Origin of the sequence: Microvirga sp. 17 mud 1-3, assembly GCF_003151255.1 — a bacterium.
Taxonomy (GTDB): Bacteria; Pseudomonadota; Alphaproteobacteria; order Rhizobiales; family Beijerinckiaceae; genus Microvirga.
Genome location: NZ_CP029481.1, coordinates 2,216,012 through 2,232,012, shown reverse-complemented (window position 1 = coordinate 2,232,012; position 16,001 = coordinate 2,216,012). Strand labels below are relative to the sequence as shown.

Annotated in this window: 18 protein-coding genes; 10 read left to right on the top strand and 8 right to left on the bottom strand. The window is 61.4% G+C overall.

Features of this window, described 5'->3' with window-relative positions:
- Window positions 1-46: 46 nt before the first annotated feature.
- Both C4E04_RS10585 and C4E04_RS10580 read right to left on the bottom strand, forming a co-directional pair.
- The gene (locus C4E04_RS10585) at window positions 47-946 is read right to left on the bottom strand and encodes a DMT family transporter (RefSeq protein WP_109597421.1); all 900 of its coding nucleotides are present in this window, start codon (window positions 944-946) and stop codon (window positions 47-49) included.
- A 72-nt stretch (window positions 947-1,018) separates the two neighbouring features.
- Window positions 1,019-1,381 carry a DUF4186 domain-containing protein gene (locus C4E04_RS10580; protein ID WP_109597420.1) on the bottom strand — a complete coding sequence of 121 codons (363 nt, stop codon included), beginning with the start codon at window positions 1,379-1,381 and terminating at the stop codon, window positions 1,019-1,021.
- A gap of 324 nt (window positions 1,382-1,705) precedes the next feature.
- Here C4E04_RS10580 and C4E04_RS20880 point away from each other — a divergent pair, with 324 nt between their 5' ends.
- Together C4E04_RS20880 and C4E04_RS10570 are read left to right on the top strand one after the other, a co-directional pair.
- Entirely contained in the window at window positions 1,706-2,218 is a 513-nt protein-coding gene (locus C4E04_RS20880) for an extensin family protein (RefSeq protein ID WP_245416074.1), read from the top strand.
- A gap of 479 nt (window positions 2,219-2,697) precedes the next feature.
- Window positions 2,698-3,876, top strand: coding sequence for a DUF3644 domain-containing protein (locus C4E04_RS10570; RefSeq protein WP_109597418.1), 1,179 nt, complete (start codon window positions 2,698-2,700; stop codon window positions 3,874-3,876).
- Window positions 3,877-3,973: 97 nt separating this feature from the next.
- Here C4E04_RS10570 and C4E04_RS10565 read toward each other — a convergent pair whose 3' ends face one another.
- Complete coding sequence (locus C4E04_RS10565) at window positions 3,974-4,759, bottom strand: hypothetical protein (RefSeq protein ID WP_162559352.1); 786 nt, start codon at window positions 4,757-4,759, stop codon at window positions 3,974-3,976.
- Window positions 4,760-4,812: 53 nt separating this feature from the next.
- Here C4E04_RS10565 and C4E04_RS10560 point away from each other — a divergent pair, with 53 nt between their 5' ends.
- The 3 genes from C4E04_RS10560 (at window position 4,813) to C4E04_RS10550 (ending at window position 7,798) form a co-directional block, all read left to right on the top strand.
- A complete protein-coding gene (locus tag C4E04_RS10560; protein WP_109597416.1) occupies window positions 4,813-5,091 on the top strand; it encodes a hypothetical protein in 279 nt (92 codons plus the stop codon).
- Between the two features lie 15 nt (window positions 5,092-5,106).
- Window positions 5,107-5,601 (top strand): hypothetical protein, encoded by a 495-nt coding sequence (locus C4E04_RS10555; RefSeq protein WP_109597414.1) that lies wholly within the window; start codon window positions 5,107-5,109, stop codon window positions 5,599-5,601.
- A 190-nt stretch (window positions 5,602-5,791) separates the two neighbouring features.
- Window positions 5,792-7,798, top strand: coding sequence for a hypothetical protein (locus tag C4E04_RS10550; protein ID WP_109597413.1), 2,007 nt, complete (start codon window positions 5,792-5,794; stop codon window positions 7,796-7,798).
- A gap of 110 nt (window positions 7,799-7,908) precedes the next feature.
- Here the strand turns inward: C4E04_RS10550 and C4E04_RS10545 are convergent, their stop codons facing one another.
- From C4E04_RS10545 to C4E04_RS10530, 4 genes are all read right to left on the bottom strand, one after another.
- Window positions 7,909-8,289 (bottom strand): HPF/RaiA family ribosome-associated protein, encoded by a 381-nt coding sequence (locus C4E04_RS10545; RefSeq protein WP_109601004.1) that lies wholly within the window; start codon window positions 8,287-8,289, stop codon window positions 7,909-7,911.
- A 358-nt stretch (window positions 8,290-8,647) separates the two neighbouring features.
- The gene (locus C4E04_RS10540) at window positions 8,648-8,863 is read right to left on the bottom strand and encodes a hypothetical protein (RefSeq protein ID WP_109597412.1); all 216 of its coding nucleotides are present in this window, start codon (window positions 8,861-8,863) and stop codon (window positions 8,648-8,650) included.
- Between the two features lie 17 nt (window positions 8,864-8,880).
- The gene (locus C4E04_RS10535) at window positions 8,881-9,564 is read right to left on the bottom strand and encodes a CBS domain-containing protein (RefSeq protein WP_245416317.1); all 684 of its coding nucleotides are present in this window, start codon (window positions 9,562-9,564) and stop codon (window positions 8,881-8,883) included.
- 670 nt (window positions 9,565-10,234) lie between these two features.
- Window positions 10,235-10,459 carry a hypothetical protein gene (locus C4E04_RS10530; RefSeq protein ID WP_109597409.1) on the bottom strand — a complete coding sequence of 75 codons (225 nt, stop codon included), beginning with the start codon at window positions 10,457-10,459 and terminating at the stop codon, window positions 10,235-10,237.
- Between the two features lie 979 nt (window positions 10,460-11,438).
- Between C4E04_RS10530 and C4E04_RS10525 the strand changes: the two genes are divergently transcribed.
- Window positions 11,439-11,786, top strand: a complete 348-nt coding sequence (locus tag C4E04_RS10525) for an HPF/RaiA family ribosome-associated protein (RefSeq protein ID WP_109597408.1) — start codon at window positions 11,439-11,441, stop codon at window positions 11,784-11,786.
- A gap of 42 nt (window positions 11,787-11,828) precedes the next feature.
- Here C4E04_RS10525 and rnk (C4E04_RS10520) read toward each other — a convergent pair whose 3' ends face one another.
- Complete coding sequence (gene rnk, locus C4E04_RS10520; protein WP_109597407.1) at window positions 11,829-12,308, bottom strand: nucleoside diphosphate kinase regulator; 480 nt, start codon at window positions 12,306-12,308, stop codon at window positions 11,829-11,831.
- Between the two features lie 903 nt (window positions 12,309-13,211).
- Between rnk (C4E04_RS10520) and rnk (C4E04_RS10515) the strand changes: the two genes are divergently transcribed.
- From rnk (C4E04_RS10515) to C4E04_RS10500, 4 genes are all read left to right on the top strand, one after another.
- Window positions 13,212-13,661, top strand: a complete 450-nt coding sequence (gene rnk / locus C4E04_RS10515; protein WP_109597406.1) for a nucleoside diphosphate kinase regulator — start codon at window positions 13,212-13,214, stop codon at window positions 13,659-13,661.
- 110 nt (window positions 13,662-13,771) lie between these two features.
- A complete protein-coding gene (gene speD / locus C4E04_RS10510; RefSeq protein WP_109597404.1) occupies window positions 13,772-14,293 on the top strand; it encodes an adenosylmethionine decarboxylase in 522 nt (173 codons plus the stop codon).
- Window positions 14,290-15,162 (top strand): polyamine aminopropyltransferase, encoded by an 873-nt coding sequence (speE, locus tag C4E04_RS10505; protein WP_109597403.1) that lies wholly within the window; start codon window positions 14,290-14,292, stop codon window positions 15,160-15,162. The genes speD and speE overlap by 4 nt, the downstream gene beginning before the upstream one ends.
- A 119-nt stretch (window positions 15,163-15,281) precedes the next feature.
- Window positions 15,282-15,737 carry a RidA family protein gene (locus C4E04_RS10500; RefSeq protein ID WP_109597402.1) on the top strand — a complete coding sequence of 152 codons (456 nt, stop codon included), beginning with the start codon at window positions 15,282-15,284 and terminating at the stop codon, window positions 15,735-15,737.
- The last annotated feature ends 264 nt before the right edge of the window (window positions 15,738-16,001 follow it).

Here is a 16,001-nt window from a genome sequence, read left to right as displayed (position 1 = left end):
CATAGCGGCAGATCTCGGCACCGGCTAGGCCCGCGCTCGTGGCTGGTCACCGGCGCGCTCGCATGGCCAGCCGCTTGGTCAGAAGCCTGATCTGTCCGCCGCCGAGCGTAATGATGAGGATCCCACACAGGGCGAGGGCAGTGCCGATTGCCATCCGCAGGTCGAAACGATCCCCAGTGACGAGAATGCCAAGGATCACGGTCATCAACGGGTTCATGATGAGCAGCGGGGCAACGAGATTTGCCGGGTATTTCCGGATGAGGTCGTAATAGATCGTGTGGCCGAGGAGTGAGACCACCAGAGCCGAGAACAGCACCGCCATCACGAACGGCCAGCCCGCATGGACTGCCTGGGTGATCTGTCCCGTTTCGAAGCTGGCCGAGAGGATTGCCAGAGGCAGGGCCGAGGCTACGCCCACCCAGGCCTGGAACTGCAGGGGCTTCACGCCTGTGATCTGCTTCATCATCACGGCCGCCAGCGATCCCACGGAGGCGGAACCGAGGACCAGGAGCAAGCCACCGGAGATCGGAAAGCGCTCGCCCGGATGCCACATCACGATCAGTCCACCGACAAAGGTCAGAGCGATACCAATGCCCCGCTTCCATTGAATGCGCTCTCCTAGAACCGCAACTGACAGCAGCGCGGTTATCGGCAGGGCGAGTTGGCTAACGACGGCGGCACTCGACGGTGTCGCTGTCTTGATGCCGAGAAAGAACAGGGCAAAGCCGCCTCCGCCCATGAGAAAACCCACGAGAGCCATGCGCCAGCGGGGTCGTGGGACGGGCAACAGCCACGGCACCGTGACGAGAGCGACGATTCCATACCGTATCGCTGCATAGAACAGGGGCGGGATCTCCATTCCCGACACCACGATCTTGCTGACGATGGTATGCGTCGCCCAAGTCAGGCAGACCAGAAGCATCAAGGTGAAGTCGCGAAGGATCATGGTGTTGCTTATGGTCTCGTTTCGCCATGGGGATCAACCGTCGTCGAACGACGGGCAGCTATGCTGTTGAGGTCAGTTTCGTTCCGTCATTTCGCCGCGAAGCCAGCGCTCTAGGACCGCGACGATGTAGTCCTGCTCCTGAACCGGAAGAGAATGCCCGCGCCGGATTCCGTGCCACTTCTCCAGGCAGGAGCGGCAGCAGGTGGTGGTCGCATGCTGAGCGATAAAGACCGGATGACCACGAAACGGCGTCTGCTTCCCGTCGCGCTCAGGTTTGGCCGGCGCAAGACGCTTGCCGATGAAGTCACGGGCATGGTCGAGGATGCGATCGAGCCCTTTCTCAGCGAGATAGGTTTGCTCCTTCGGGCCAAGGTGAAATCGACGCCGAAAAGGCGATTTCTTCAGCTTGTCAAAGAGTTGATCAACGTTCTTCACACGCAACTTCCTTTTCCGTTCGCCGAGACGGGTCGAGATCCTGCATGCGCGACCTATAAACGTGCAGATGAGATATCATGCCGTTCAGGGCAGGCGAGGGCGAAGGTATCTTCTCCCCTCCTCCTTTCGATAAACTTGCCCGCCGCTGCGATTGCGTCCGACCAGATTCCCTTGCCGCCTCCACGGCCAGCCGAAGCAATACCAGCCCCGGCAGCGCCGCTGGCTCCTCAACTGCCTCAAGTTTCCGAGCCTCATTCCGAACCCTCAGCAGCTACACAAGCCTGTCCTGAGCGTTTGCGGAGGGCAGGTTTCGTTCTGGAAGAGGTGGAAACGCCGCAAACGGAGAACGAATTGTGCCGGATCGCGGCTCCGGTCCGCCTGCTGTCGGTTCCCGTGGCGCTTCGATCCGAACGGAGCGTCACACTCAAGGAAAAGCCCATCCTGGCCTGCGAGTTTGCCGAAAGCTTCGGCCGTTGGCTCGGTGACCTGGCGGCTCCGACAGTGACTGGAGGCCTGGGCGCGGACCTCGCGGCAGTTCGGACAGGGCCGGGGTTCGAATGCCGTAACCGGAACCGTGCCGCATCCGGCAAGCTGTCGGCCCATGCCACGGGCCTCGCCATCGATATTGCCGGCTTCGATCTGGCAGACGGGACGAGGCTTGGTATCAAGCCCGGTGACAACGCCAGCCACACGAGTGTCGTGGCAGCCTTGCGGAGGGCTGCCTGTGGCTGGTTCACGACGATCCTCGGTCCAGGCTCCGATCCGTCGCACGCGGATCACCTGCACGTGGACATTCAAAAGCACGGCTCCAGCGACCGTTATCGAATCTGCGAGTAACCGTCAGCCAGTTTCATCGCGGGCTGCATGAGCGGGAGGGGTGCGAATTTCGATTGAGAAAGATCTGAAGCGGTGGCTGAAACGGCGGAAAATAAGGGGGCCATTTCGATTGGTTTCTGATCCGTTTTCGTTCAAACCGATTTAGGTTTGTCGCGGCTTCGTCTCAAAGTGATCCGCCTTGTTCATCGCTCGACGGATTAGGTCTAAGTGTCTGTAGAGATTAGATTTTTTGCCGACGTGTTTTCGGCAGCTGCACGATCGTCTGCCCGCAGGTCAGTGATCCCCAACAGAGAGCGTGCGAGGCGAGGTAGTGATTGAGGTCGCCCTTGCTCATGCGCGCTCAGGGAATGCAACCGTTAGGGTCCGGATATCAATCCAGATCCTTCTCACAGGAGGTGGCGCCTTCCAGTCGTGAGCAAGTTACAGGCAAGGCAGAAGTACGAGAATAGGGGCCCTATTCCATGTCCTTCTGAATCAGCATGCCAAAGCCAAAACGGAACCCTGCCAATCGGCTCGAACGCTGGGAAATCAGCCTGATCAAGGCAATGACGGCCGATGGCCAATACGCCGACCAGGAAATCCAGGCTTACTTCACGCGACCGACCCGGACAATCAATCACGCCCGGATCCTGGAAATTCGCGAGGGCCGTCGCCACAAGACGGTTCCAGCCGCTGCGCCCGAAGAGTTGGCTCGCTTCCTGAAGGATTGGCCTCAGATCGACTGGTCCACGGGGGCCCACCTGCTTGGGGACGAACTCTTGATCAAGGCCCGTGAGGCCATGCTCCACGCGGTGCAGGGCTACAACAATCCGCGAACGTTCTTCAAAGCGGAGGTCTTCATCGTCACGGCCGTGATCGCATGGACCTATTTGCTTCACTATCACTACAAGCGGATCGGCATCGACTACCGTTACAAGAAGGACGGGGTGGTGCAGAAGACACGCCATGGCGCCGACAAGCATTGGGAGCTCGAGGGGTGCCTGGATTGCTCAAGCTGCCCGCTCGACGCACCCACCAAGGCGAATCTGAAATTCCTGATCGCGATCCGCCACGAGATCGAGCATCAGATGACCCAGCAGATCGATCTGGCGATCTCGGCGAAGTTGCAGGCCTGCGCCCTTAACTTCAATTCGGCGCTGAAGCTGATCGCTGGGGACCGGTTCGGCCTCGAACAAGAGCTCTCCTTCGCCCTGCAGTTCTCTGCGATCGACCGGGACCAGCGCAATACCCTCCTCAAGGCATCGGATTTGCCAGCCCATATCCTTGCGATGCAGAACGACTACGAATCCGACCTCGCAGCCGAGATGATGCGGGATCCCCGCTATGCCTATCGAGTGGCGTTCATCGAAGTCGCCGCCAACCGCAAGGGCGGCGCGGACGAAGCGGTTCAGTTCGTCCGAGCGGGCACGGACGAGAGCGAGAAGGTCAGCCGCATCCTCATGAAGGAAGCCGAACGGCCGAAATACAAGCCCGGCCAGATCATTGAGAAGATGCACCGGGAAGGGTTTACGTGGTTCAACTCTCACCACCATTCTCAGTTGTGGAAGCGGCTTGAGGCGCGGGATCCGAAGAAAGGTTATGGTGTCTTTCTCAAAGACGGTGATTGGTGGTGGTACGACGCCTGGATCAACCGGGTTCGCGAGTACTGCCAAGAATGAACTCAGGAGGTCCGCCGAGCGGGGGCTTAGCTGGTGTCATCTGCTAGCCAGTTCGCACGCTGGCCAAACTGAAACGGTCGGAACAGATTTAGTCCCTTTACCCTCGGGATAGCCTTTGCCCCTCGCGGATCAACCACTCCAAGGCTTCAGGGCGACCTTCGAGGCGCACGTCCCGCTCTTCCGCCAAGCTGACAATCCAGTCCCAGTCTTCCTGCCCCAAGGGACGGCGTTGTTCGATCGCGGCACGCTTTGCATTCAACTTGGTCGTCAACGCCGCGTGCTCGAGAAAGGCCTCACGAGCGGCAATCCAGGGAGCGTTGGCCTGTGCCCAGGTCGCGGCCTCGCTGAAGTCGATCTCCAGCTTCTGGTTGGGCAGGATCTCGCCAATGCAGGCCTTGAGGTCTTGCACGGACAGATGAAATTCGCCCAGGTCTGGTCGTCTCCGTTGCAGTTCGGACGAGACGTCGCCGCAGTCGGAGCAGATCTTGATGGTCTGAGTTTTGCCAATGATCGGTTCCGACGGGTGCCACGGGTACAAGAGCAGGCGAAAGCGAATGCTGACGGGATCCCGCTCGAGATAGAACACCTGGTGATCGCGAATCTGCCCGAACCACTTGCCTTGGTTGGAGAGCCGCATGATGCCGCGCTTGTTGCGACCGCAACAAGGACAGGACCAGTCGGCAGGGGTTCGTTTCCACCCAAGGTGGGCGGCCTGATCGAAGGCTGTGAACTCCTCATCGGTGGGAGACCGGACAAGTTTTGATGGGCGCACGCGGCCCGAACGCCCGACGCCATCCCGAGAAACCGAGCGATCACCCAAGTCGAACGCAACCCTGTAGTGCCAGCGCTGGAAGGCTTTGGCGTCAGGATCGAGGTTCCGCACAGTGTCGAGAATGCGATTGGCGACCCCTGCGAAACGCCCGACTCGGCGGCGCCATGGCGCTCGAGTGCATGCCGGCCTGCCTCCAGCCGATCGATCATCAACTCCATGAACGCGATGCGGTCTTCGAAATCCTCCTTCGCCGCCTGCCAGATGGATCTGGCGATCGCGACGTCGATGTCATGGTGTTGGTTCGGCTGGGGACGGATGAATTGGGCAATCTGGCTTGGCGTGAAGCTGAAATCGGGATGGATTTCGCCTTTCAGCGCCTCCTTGGCTCGGCCATCGGCGCGGTTGCAGGCATCGCAGATCAGAGCATCCCGGAACCGGCGTAGCAGGACCTTGATCGGTTGATCCGCCAGGCGGCAGGCCTCGGGGACGCCCTGTACCCAGGGAATGCCGAACCGCTCGTTCATCCGGTGTCCGAACAGATCGACGATGTGGTCATGGTGCCAATCGAGATGGCAGATCAGGACCCCGTTCTCAGCCTTGCGCACGATCTCGGACTTGAGGCGACGGCAACAGACGCACTGCCACGTCGGAGGCACATCCGCCCAATTCCAGTTCAGATCGAGCCCGGTCGCCTCGAACTGCTGCACGAGCGCCTTCGTCTGGGTGTTCCACTTTCCATCGTAGCCGGGAAACCATGCTTCCAGTTGCTCATCCGACAGGCCCCGAACGTCGGGCAGCGTCAAGGAAACCCACAGTTCTCCCGGCGGAGGCTCGGCCGGCTCAAACGGGATCTCGTCCGGCTGTTCGTGCTCGTCATCGTGGCTCATGAAGTCGGTCATCACCTGCTGGAATGTGGGACAATTCTCTCAGGTTGGATTGGTTGGTGCAATTGAGCAGCTACGAGATAGCGCCCCAGATGGAGTCGTGAGCAGGTGGGTGCCTCACCAATCACAGAGTGCCAAGGCTCGAATTTCTCGCGCGAGTGGAACATTAGAACAATCAGGTGGCTACGAAGCAGGTATTCCTATCGCTAGCTTGACAGTGATCCTGCCAGTCTGAAATCTCGACTCGGGGGATCACGTAATGGCTGGACTGCTTGCATGGTTTGTCGGCGCTCTATTGGGGACGGTGCTGCTGACCCAACTGTTCCTTTGGCTTCTTCGCTCATGGAAAGCCGAATACCCACGTCTGATCACCGCCAACGGTTTATCTCTGTTCCTTGCCACTGTTCTGGCTGGGTTCGGGCATGCCGACGGTGGCGCTCCTGATTTCCAGAAGAGCTTCGCAAGCTATGTGTTGCCCCAGATCGTCTACCTTTTGGTGGGTTTGTACCGGGTCAATAAGAAGTCTGGTACATCGTCGGAAAATATGGGGGCTTCTCAGACTAGTCCCGGCGGGCGGGATTCTCAGGGCCGGATCGAGCCCAAGTTTGAGAATCCCGCACCTGTTCCAACAGAGATCGCCCGGCAAGTCGACGAAGACATCAAAACCGCTGTGATTCCTGCGCCTCCAGCAGCCTCACCCCCAACATCCAAGCCCGGTCGTCGCAGTTTCATCGCCCGTCATTGGCGCGGCGAGTTCCCTCTCTGGATCTCCTACTGGATCTTTGGGTTCTTCGCGAACGTGGCACTCCTGATCTTTTCTGGAGTGGTCAGTGCCACATTGACGCCGGCAGGTGGATACGACCCCACCAAGATCCTGATCATGCTGATTGCGATCTGGGCAGCTGTCGGACTGGTTGCTGTGTGGCAGATGATGGGTATCTGGCGATCGGCGAACCGCTACATTGATCAGAAACACAAAACCCTCTGGCCCACGCTGGCAAAGATCGCCGTTATCCTCGGGGTTCTAAGAGTCATTATCGACTTTACACAGAGCGGTTACCCGCAGCTCCGTGAAACCTATCAGATTGTCTTCTACGACGATCCTACAATCCCGGATTATTCCATACGCGTCATGCGAAATGGGACAGAGGTCGAGGTGGCGGGGGGCTTCAAGTTCGGCTTGGACGATGACTTCAACCGGGTGATCAAAGCTCTTCCGAACCTGAGGGTGGTTCACCTCAACAGCGACGGTGGACGTATCGGAGAGGCCAAGAAACTCTACCGGACGATCCAAAAGCTGGGGCTCACCACCTATACGTCGGATCGATGCCAGTCCGCCTGCACGATCGCCTTCGCGGCGGGACGTGAGAGATGGATCCTCCGAAATGCAAAACTTGGCTACCATGCATCAAGCTTCCCGGGGATGACCGCCCAGGAAATTCGTGATGCTGATCAGGAAGGTCGTGACCTCTATATCGCATCAGGCATTACGCCTGATTTCGTCAGAAGAGCTCTCTCTACGCCAAACGAGTCCATGTGGACGCCGAACCCAGATGAACTGATAGCCGGCAGGGCCATCAGCGGTGTCGTTGATAGTTCACGCTACGCAGCTTCTGGCTTCGGAGCCAACCTCACTCGCGAGGCGATATCTGATAAGCTCACCAAGGTCGGACTGTTCGCGGCTATTAGAGATGTCGAGCCTCGGGTGTTTTCCAACATCGTTGACGATTTCAGCCAGTCTTACTTCGCCGGTGAGACGGAGCAGATCCTTTTCCAGAAGGCTCGGGCCAAGATCTTCCCTGTCATTCAATCCCGGCGGGGCACAGCCGATGATAGGACCGTCCTTGACCTGGGACGCCTTCTGATCGAGCAACTCCAGGCCCTCTCAACCAAAGACAAAGCACTGTGTTACCAGTACGCGTCTGGGGTTGGGGCGAACGCCAATTATACCCAATATCTTCCGCCGGCGCTCGTCTCGAAGGAACTCGAAATTTCCGAGAGGCTTATCCGTTCCCCCAAAACAGGAGTTTCGGCGAGCCCCGCCACATTGGACCAGTACTGGAGCAGGGTAGGCGTTCGCCTCGCGTCACGCTTCAACAGCGAGACGATCGCTCTCCTGACGGCACAAAGCATCCAGCCTGCCCAATACGGGACCTACTGCGACCTAGTAGTTGCGATGTATCAGGAGATTCTTGCCTTGGGAGACGCGCCTGCGGCGAATGTCCTTCGACAGAATTTCGCGGAGGCTGGCGGAGCGCAGAACTGATCGTCGGCCTCTTTTGCAGACCTTGAACTTGGTGTCAGCATTGAGGCGCAACCGAACTCAAAGGAATGTCCTTTGAAGGTCCGCTCACCCAGCAGGTCCGGACATTCGGTTTACTTCCGCTCAGTGCCCATGTGCAGCCCCTCGCGCAGGAGGGCGTCCTTGACCGGTCCGATAGGCTTGTTGTCCCGCAAAGCCCGCTTCCGGCGCCGGAGCTGCTTGGCGGCCTTCTCCAGGGCTGCGTCGAAGGCCTTGTGACAGTCTGGGGCAATCGCCTCACCGGTCACGATCCTAAGGGCTCCCATCTGCATGTTCACCGTGCACCGGTAGGAGCCCCCCTCGCGGCTGAAGTACACGGCCGCGCCACTGAGCTGACCGAAATATTTGCCCGCCGCCCGTTGTACGCCGTTTCGGGCATAGGCAGGAAGCGCTTCGCCCAGCTCCACGGTCGAGCTCTGGACGGTGATAGGGGTGTTTGTCCGGTCGAGTTTCATCGGCTCCTCCATAGGGTCAAAGGGTCCTTAGTCAGGGGTAGGCGGTGAGAGGCTCAGGGCTCCGAAAGGTCAGTGGCGTGCAGGGTGAGGGACGCGCCGTCAGCAGCACATGACCGATACGGGGTCGCTTGCAGGAAAGGTCTCCTCCAGCGCCAAGTCGAGCCTCCGGTCAAGGTCCGCCGAATTGTTGGTGGGCGTATCCCTGACATCGTCATGCATTGGCCGTCTCTCGACCGGCCACGTGTTCGAGGTGGGGTTGCTGTGGGTTGTCCAAGTTTCGTTTCGATTCATCACCTTCTCCATCGGTTGTGCCCATGACGGGCAAGCATTGTAGGCGGTCACAGGGGGGCTGCGACGCTCAGGGCAAAGGTCTCCAGGACCTCGGACCGACTTGCCCGTCCCGGCAGCCTTGGTACGTGTCCAGGGACACCCAGGTCGCGAAGCCGAAAACCGCAATGCCGTAGATGCCGAGAACCCTCTCGGACTCGATTACCATTGCCCCAAGGGCCCCGAGCACCAGGCACACGCCCCCGAACAGGATGGCGGCCATAAGGATAGCGCGAAGGTGCGTCATCGGTTGGTCCTCCCGGCTCAGACAACGGAGCGGGGCCGCAGGATCATCCGGTCCTGGATCGACCGGATCCCCGGCGTGTTCTCGACGGCAACGAGAAACGCCTCGCGTTCGGCTGCGGAGTCCACGAGCCCGGCAATGTCGGCGTTGCCCTGATGCACCGAGATGTTGATGAGCTGGTGAGAGGGCGTTGCCGCCTTCACCCGCTCCATCAGGTCCCGCAGGATTACGTCGTCCGTGGGCGGATCGGCGAACAGCGGAGCACGGTGGCGCGCTACCGCCTTGACGAGGTCGCTGCGGCTGACGATGCCGACGAGACGGTTACCGCGCACGACCGGAAGCCGCTTGAGACGTTGCTTCTCCAGAATGTCGGCGACATCCGCGAGCGTCATGTCCTCGGTGGCCGTGACCACCCGGGACGTCATCACGTGCCGCGCCTTGCGGCCGTGGGTTCGGACGTACTCGGCGGCCTCCGTCTCGACGTCGGCTAGGATCCTGTGCCACCAGGAGCGCTGGCGCTCGGTCCCGATCTCGGCCCGGCGGATCAGGTCGCCCTCGCTGACGATGCCAACGAGCCTACCCTTCGCGCACACCACCGGCACGGCGCTGATCCGCTTGCCGGCCAGGACATTGGCGATCTCGCTCACCGGGGTTGCACCTGAGACGGAGACCACGTTACGCGTCATCACATCGGCCACAGTCATAGGCTGCACCGATTCATCCTTCGTTCGCGCCGCCTTGTCGGGTGCTGCGGTCGGATGTCGAGGCTCGTGTCTCCTGTTGAAGTGAACGGTTCGCTGGTTCGGGCTGCCGATGGACTCGCGCCTCAGGTGCCACGGCAACAGCGGAAAGCGGCCGTCGTTCGGAGCGGACAACGGGCTATGGGCCATTGAGAGCAGCAGGTGCGGCGACAGTGGCTCAGTCGAGCGGCGATAACTTGCGGTCATGTCTTTTCCTCCGCGCGGCGCAGCATGCAGAAGGACGATCCTGACAGGGCGCATGCCGCGCCGGCCCCTCAACAGGGGCATCTTGGTCAAAGGGATTTCAGGAATCGTCATGGGCCCCGAACAGCGGGCCGCCGCGACGGGCAGGCCGGCGTTCGGGGATCAGCGGCCTGCTTGGAGGCGCCCCGCGCGAAGAATGGAGATGTGACGCAGTGTATTCATGATGTTCTTTATATAGGCACAGCTTCTAAATGTTCAAGTATGCCAAAGAATATCTAACATTAAGGTGAAGTAACTGGCCAAGTCAGCGGAGTTTGAGCGGGGCGAGGGATAGATCAAGTGAAGTTAAGATAAACTTTTCTGCGTAAAATTCCCACAGAATACTTTTCACAGCCGAGCCGTCGTGCGGCGATTTGCGGGACGCCAGCCGTCAGCGCGGAGGGAGACGTCCCCCCGCTGCCATGGCCTGCGCAGCCCTGAGCCAGTGCCTGAGCCGGCCGGCGTCCTGCCGGTCGAAGGCAGCGCGCCGCTTGAGGTCGTCGAAGGTGTCGTCGCGGCGGGCTCGCTCGAACAGATGCCGGGCCAGCGCCTCGACGTCCACCGACGCGGACACCATGGTGCGTCGGCTCGCCGAACGTTGTGCATGACTGGACATGTCGCTCTCCTTTTCCTCGCTTTTTCGGGCATCGGGCGCTACCGCACCGCGGGTCAGCCCATGCCTGAGCCAACGGGCACGCACGCTGAACGACGCATTACGGCATGCCTGCGCGCCCGGATCCCTGCCTGATTGAGTGTTTTATTGATGTCATAACCCCGGGCCCACGCGTCTACGCGCCGGACCTCGGGGTTAGAGGCCTGCGGTCAAGGTTCCGGCGTGGCAGAGGCCACGGATAAGTCTCGGGAACATCAACATGATGTCATCAACGTAGGTCGGCCGGGGGCTTTGTCAAACGTTGCCTTCTGTCGCGGCCCTCAACCTTGACTCTTGAGTCGGCGCAACCAACATTGATGGGGTCATGCCCACAATCCGTACCATTTCCGCTTTACGCGCAGGCCGTCTCAAGACGGGATCCTGAGCCCCGGACGCTTTCAGTCCGGGGATGATCGGTACACGGCAAAAACCCGACAGTCCTAGGCTCATGTCATCCACGAAGTGGATGATCCGGCGCGTGCGGGTTTTCTTGCGAACATAATCGAAATGCCAGAGCGGCCGTCTCGCTGATCCTCGCGGCCTATGTCGCCACGACGCACGCCTTCCGCTTGGACAAGAGCCCGTAGGCGGGATTTCCCGAAATCGGCTTTCGACGAACCCGACGTGCATGAACGACGGCAGGACAACGCATGCTTTGCCGCCGCGACTCCTGCACGCAACCACAACAACGACTTTGCCGAGCCAAGGCTCGCGACAGGAGGTCAATGATGCTCAGGCGCGTCCATCGTGCCGTCTGCAGTATCTGCAAGCGCAGTTTGCCAAGGGCTGCGGCCCGGTGCCCTTGGTGTTCCTACGGGAGCGACGAACCGGCCGGAAACCAACACTCCATGACGGCCAGGCAACATGCTGCGGCGGTGGCCGATGAGGTGAACGCCTCATCGGGAGCATTTCCACATCACGAACCTATGAAGGAGACATTCGCATGAAACTGAATGGCACCGGCACGCCGATCAAGATCAACGGAACGAACATCGACCTTGGCGAGGCCCTGCCTCACAAGGTCCAGGAAGAACTCCTGCATATCGTCGAAACCCATTTCGGGCGGTTGAACCACGCGACTGTCGGGTTCACGCGCGACGGGCACTGGTACTGCTGCACGATCAACGTCCAGGTCGGCAATCTGAAGATGATCGTCGCGGAAGCGTCCGCCGGCGATTGCCATCAGGCGTTTGATCAGGCGCTCGCCAAGATCGGCCGGCAGCTGCACCGGAGGAGCCGCCGGGTGGTGGACACTACGAGACGCGAAGCGTCGGCTCCAGCGCTCGCCTAATCCCGCCGCCGGGCCGGAGACGACCTCCGGCCCGGTTTGCTACTAACGCGCCATCCGCATCTGGTCGCTCTGCGCCGATGCTCTCGCTGCACTCGCAATGTGGTCCTCGTTCGTGTCGACGCGTTCGGGTTGATGCACGACACGAAGGACCTGCAGCGTCCGCCTTACGCCTGTGGCGCTGCGCCATCGGAACGACTGCCCCTCGGCCAGGCCGATCAGCGCCGAGCCAAGCGGTGACAGCACCGAGATCCGTTCAGAGCCTTCATCCTCCTCGCCCGGATAAACCAGCATCCCGCGCCGGACTTGGTCGGTGATCCCGTCACGGAACTCGAAGACCGAATGCATCGAGATCACGTTCGGCGGAAGGCTGGCAGGCCCAACCACCCGAGCCCTCTCGAGTTCCTCCGCGAGGAAGTGCGCCGACGGTGGCGCCCTGCGGATCCGCATGCCGGCCGAGGCGATCCGCTGCAGCTCGGCATGATCGATCGACGAAACAATCGGGGTGACGGGGAACGCGGACAATTCAAACTCCTGAAACGGATGCCGTCGTCCAGGCGGGCAGGGGCCTGGACGCGCTGGTGGTCAGCCATGATCCGGCTCCAGGGAGCTGGTCAGCGACTGACGCATGGTTGCTGGTTGTCAGAGGACCCGGGGCGGGGACAGGTGTCCCGCGCCCGGGCTCAGCGGCCTGAGGCGCGGTGGGCCGCGGAAGCGGCAATGCAGATTGTAGCAATGGGCCTCGGCATGACCTTCTCAACATAGATCGAAAGGGCCGCGATTCAAGCGAGCGGCGACGGATGCGGGGGCCATCCACGTCACTTTGACCAGAGACACTTGGCGTGAGCTCGATGACGAACCCGAAACTGGACATTCCGCCACACAGCCAACCGGCGATTTGACAAACGGTGCAGTAGACACCAGCTTAAGAGCATCATGTTGAGCATTGCACACCTCCGTCGCGGCCTGCTTCGTTCAGGCAACCTTATCGCGGGCCAGTAGCCCCGAGCTCGACGTGCGTCCGCGCCCCGAGTTCGGGGGAGCGCAAGATCCTGACAGCTTTAGACATCTTGTGAGGCCGGGTGCGAACGTATCCGGTGCGGCGGTATGCTTCGACACTTCTTCAAACTCGTGTTCCGCACGACGGAGCACAAAGCCGTTCGCCCGGCCGACCAGCGGCTCAGGCTGCCGACGGGAGAGGCGCGTCCGGAGCCTGAGACCCTTCCGGCGAGAATCCTGACGCGGACGCCCGAGCCAAGACCCGCTTCCCAGGATGCGGAGCAGCCGGACGGCAAGATTATCCGGTTCACGCCGCGGCCACGTCCAAAGCCGGAGCGAAGACCCGAGCCCCAAGTCCGGACGACGACGATCCCGGCCCCGGCGCGACGTGAACCGCGGCAGTAACGACACCAAGACAGGAGATTGAAAATGACGAAGAGAACCCGCGGTGGCGCCAAGCCCCGCATCACCCTGACGGCGAATGACCACGAGAAGCTCTCGGTGATCGCCAATGCCGCCGCGCACACCATGCCGGATGTCGCCGCCGAGCTCGCAGACGAGCTCGACCGCGCGCAGGTCCTTAGCACGGGACGCCATCCCCTCGACACCGTGTGCATGGGCTGCGAGGTCGATTTCCGCGACGACATCACGGGGCGGGTGCAGACGGTGGTCCTCGTCTACCCGAATGAGGCCGACATCTCGATGGGCCGCATCTCGGTGCTGACGCCGATCGGCACCGCCCTGATCGGCCTTCCGGTCGGCAAGTCGATCGATTGGACCACGCGCACCGGCGAGACCAAGCGGTTGACGGTGCTGCAGGTCCGCGAACCAGCCGCAGCGGAGCTCGAGCCAGCTACCACGGAGCTCGTGCCGGCGTAAGCGCGCATGTCTCGTGCCGTCCAGACGAACAAAACGCCATGCGGTCTTTGCCGGCCGCGCGGCCCACCCTCGCCTTGCAACCGGCAGAAGTCCTGCCAACGGAGAAGTGAATGAAGAAAACCAACCGCCTCAGCGTGATTGCCACCCCTGATCTGCGCCCCCCGGCACTCGGTTTTGAGGGCCGCCCGCGTCATGCTGATCGGACGACACCCCTCGCGATCGTACCCACCGCCGCCAATGCGCCGGCTGACGACGGCCGTCTCGACCATTTCATCCAATGCGACGGACTTGTTTTTGCCGGAACGCACCTGATCGTCGATCTCTGGCACGCCTCGAACCTGGACGACCTTCCTGTCGTCGAGCAGGGGTTGCGGGATGCGGCAGACCGCGCCGGCGCGACGTTGTTGAATGTCGACCTCCACCACTTCTCGCCGAACGGAGGCATCTCCGGCGTGGCGGTCCTGGCCGAGAGCCACATCTCGATCCACACTTGGCCCGAGATCTCGTACGCGGCCGTCGACGTGTTCATGTGCGGCAACGCGCAGCCGCACAAGGCCATCGAGGTCCTCAAGGGCGTGTTCCTGCCTGGGATGGTGACGCTCGCCGAGCACAAGCGGGGGGTGATCCTATGACGTTGTTTCAGGAAAAACTCTACGAGGATCACGCGCAGGTGCTTTCCATCGAATCTGTCCTTTACCAAGGCAGGACCGGCTTTCAGGAAGTCCTGATCTTTGAGAATGCGATCTTCGGAAAGGTGCTGGTGCTCGATGGCGTCGTGCAGCTGACGGAGCGCGACAACCACATCTATCACGAGATGATCGCTCATGTGCCGCTGATGGCGAATGGCTCGGCGCGGGACGTGCTCATCATCGGTGGTGGGGATGGCGGCACGCTCCGGGAGGTCCTGAAGCACCCGGTCAAGAGTGCCACGCTGGTCGAACTCGACGACGAGGTAATCGACCTGTCGCGTCGTTACCTTCCTAAAGTGTCGGGCGGATCCTTCGACGATCCGCGGGCAACCGTGCAGGTGATGGACGGAACACGCTACATCGCGGAAACGCGGGAGAAGTTCGACGTCATCATCATCGACTCGACGGACCCGATCGGACCGGGGGAGGCGTTATTTACGGCGGGCTTCTACAGAGCCTGCCGAGCCCGCCTTCGGCCTGGTGGGATGATAGCGGTCCAGAGTGGTGCTCCGTTCTATCAGCCAAAGGAATTGGAGACGGTGTGCGGGCGCCTTGCCGGATCCTTTGCTGGGGTACGGCCCTATCTGGCACCGGTCCCGACCTATGCCGGCGGCATGCTGGCGCTCGTCGCGGCCGGTGAGTCCCGCGATGCCTTGCGGCCCCCATGCAAGGTCCTGCGAGAGCGTTTCGTTTCGCTGAAAGGCCGGACGCGCTACTACACGCCGGAGGTGCACCGGGCGGCCTTCACGCTAGCCCCCTCGTTCGAGCCGACCTCGCTGCGCGAGGATCCGTTGTCCTCCATGGCTTCCTGAAAACCGGAACCTGAGCCCCGGGGCGGCAGCCGGTCAGGCGCTGCCCCGGAAACATCACCGGCTTCATTTTCGGATCATCATGGCTCCGCCGGGAGGACGGAGCCCGACAGGAGGATATTATGACCATCGTTCCACCGCCTCTGGCGCCCCCGCTGCGCGAGATCAATCCACCCCAATGGCCGAGCCCGCGAGGCTACTCGCACGCCATGGCCGGCACCGGCACCTTCGTGTTTGTTGGCGGGCAGATCGCCACCGACGATGCGGGCAGGGTCACGTCCGTCGGGCTTGTTCCGCAGGCGCGTCAGGCGTTGCGGAACGTGCGCACGGTTCTCGCTGAGGCGGGCGGCACGCCCGAGCACATCGCACAGATGACCTGGTACGTACTCGACATCGATCACTACCGGATGCTGCTCCCGGAACTCGGAGTGGTCTACCGCGAGGTCATGGGCAGCCACTATCCCGCAATGGTGCTGGTGGAGGTCACGGGGCTGGTCGAGCCGACCGCTATCGTGGAGATCGCGGCGACCGCAATCCTTCCGGCTGGGCATCGATACCATTCTGTGCCTAAGGCCTGAGGCGGGCAGGGGCCGGTGATGAGCCCCGGCGGGCGCTGCCCGTCCGCTCAGCAATATCAGTGTTCCCACAGGCCGGCTGCCGTTCCGAGCAGCCGGAGTCCCCAGGCCACCCGGCGCATCAGGCGTTCCATCACCGGCTCGGTGGGGTGGCCGTAGCAGGGTACAGGCTCCCCCTGACCTCCGGTCATGCTCCTGTTGGGCAAAGGGCCCGAACCCGGTCGGTTCACCTCATCCTCGTGCCGCACGCCTCTGCGAGGATGCAAG